This window comes from Halolamina salina (assembly GCF_042678005.1).
Lineage (GTDB): Archaea > Halobacteriota > Halobacteria > Halobacteriales > Haloferacaceae > Halolamina > Halolamina salina.
The window spans coordinates 1,059-1,659 of record NZ_JBHUDH010000096.1; the positions used below are offsets into that span (position 1 = coordinate 1,059).

Annotated in this window: 2 protein-coding genes; one reads left to right on the forward strand and one right to left on the reverse strand. The window is 70.2% G+C overall.

What is annotated here, in order from left to right; all coding sequences use genetic code 11:
• The first annotated feature begins 12 nt into the window (after window positions 1–12).
• Entirely contained in the window at window positions 13–243 is a 231-nt protein-coding gene (locus ACFR9S_RS09090) for a hypothetical protein (RefSeq protein WP_379818464.1), read from the forward strand.
• Window position 244: 1 nt separating this feature from the next.
• Here ACFR9S_RS09090 and ACFR9S_RS09095 read toward each other — a convergent pair whose 3' ends face one another.
• Entirely contained in the window at window positions 245–439 is a 195-nt protein-coding gene (locus ACFR9S_RS09095) for a hypothetical protein (protein WP_379732577.1), read from the reverse strand.
• Window positions 440–601 lie beyond the last annotated feature (162 nt).

The window sequence follows — 601 nt, forward strand, 5'->3', positions numbered from 1 at the left end:
ATCGTCGAGGACGTGCCGCTCGCGGAGCGAGCGGAACGACTCGACGCGGACCTCGACACGGTCGAGCACTACTCGCAGGTGATCGCGGCCGACCGGCGCTCGACCCGCGCGAACGGCCGCTTCACCGACGAGTTCGCCGAACTGCTGACCGACGCGGACCTCCGGGACAGCCACGCCGCCGACGCCCGCGAGTCGGGGCTGGCGGAGGCCGCCGAGGACATCGAGACGAACACCCAGCTGTAGCTCAGGCGCGCTCGTAGCCCCGACCGACCTCGAAGGTGATGGCGGCCAGAACCACCAGAACCGCCGTCGCGACGACCGCCTTCGCGCTCCACGCCGGGATCGTCCCCTCGGGAACGAACTGGCCGACGAGCAGCACCACCAGGAAAGGGAGCAGCGTTCCGACGGTCCGGCGACGGGAGCCCGGTTCTCGGGACATCGGGTTCTTGTTCGACCGCCGCGACAAAAACTGTTCTGGGGCCGAAAGTTCAAGTCGGATCACGGGACCACGCTCCCCGTGTCCCTCGTCGCCGCCAGCGACCTCGGCCGCGCCGCGTACTGCCCCCGCCAACTCTACTACGCCCGCCGGTCGGACGACCGC

Bases quoted from the DNA above. Each gene is read 5' to 3' on its own strand.
- ACFR9S_RS09095 (WP_379732577.1), bottom strand. From the start codon at position 439: ATGTCCCGAGAACCGGGCTCCCGTCGCCGGACCGTCGGAACGCTGCTC.